Source organism: Vibrio hepatarius, assembly GCF_001274785.1.
GTDB classification, from domain to species: Bacteria; Pseudomonadota; Gammaproteobacteria; order Enterobacterales; family Vibrionaceae; genus Vibrio; species Vibrio hepatarius.
In genome coordinates, this window is record NZ_LHPI01000064.1 from 1 (window position 1) to 776 (window position 776).

1 protein-coding gene is annotated in these 776 nt (G+C 38.1%); it reads right to left on the reverse strand.

The features are described from left to right. Window positions 1-715, reverse strand: a 715-nt coding sequence (locus AKJ31_RS23155; protein WP_211263075.1) for a hypothetical protein, incomplete at its 3' end; no start/stop codon positions are given. Window positions 716-776: the final 61 nt, after the last annotated feature.

The following is a 776-nucleotide window of genomic DNA, read 5'->3' on the forward strand; positions in this document are numbered from 1 at the left end:
TCGGTGTCGCTAGTAAACTCAATGGGATACCATGCGTAGAGCCGTTATATCGATGTGCCAACATTAGGCTGTAGTTCATCAATCCTTGTTGGCTTGGCGTGCTCACTAGTACGCAATCAAATTCAACTAATGGGTGAGAGTAACGTACCTTACCGTTACCTTTATAAAGAGTAACCATCCCTGTTTTGCGATTAAGCGTAAACACCTTTTTTGAAGTCATTATCCAGGTTGGTGTCCAATAACCGCGATCAATTAGTACGGCTTGTAACCAAAGCAGAGCTGCGGGAATAAATAACCATTTTAAAAATGGTAAGAACACTTCGTTAAAGCCGACGATAAAACTTGATTCAGAGACCAACCCAAAAAAAATACATACGAACAAATATAAAGGAAGGATAATCAATATAGCTCCTTTACCTAGTACTGATATGAGATGGTATATTTGGAAGTAATTGCTTGGCTTTTCGATGGCTAGCTCTTCATGATGCCAAAATGGTTCAAGCTCTGGCTTTATTTTACGTAGTCTTTCTATTAACCCAGGTTTATTTTCCGTATCTACTCTGGTGCTAATTTCATTCGTTGGAGTACTGAAAGGCAATTTTCGCGAGCCTGACTTTAGAAATTTCGTAAGTAGATTATTATCGCCACTTTCTGGTGATAAATGATATCGATTTCTGCTGTTAAAGGTAGTGTCTTGGTAATATTCGCTGTTCATAAGTATTTAATTGATTTCTGCAAATATATCTAATTCAGGACCTGTTTCAGGCTTGCCTTGT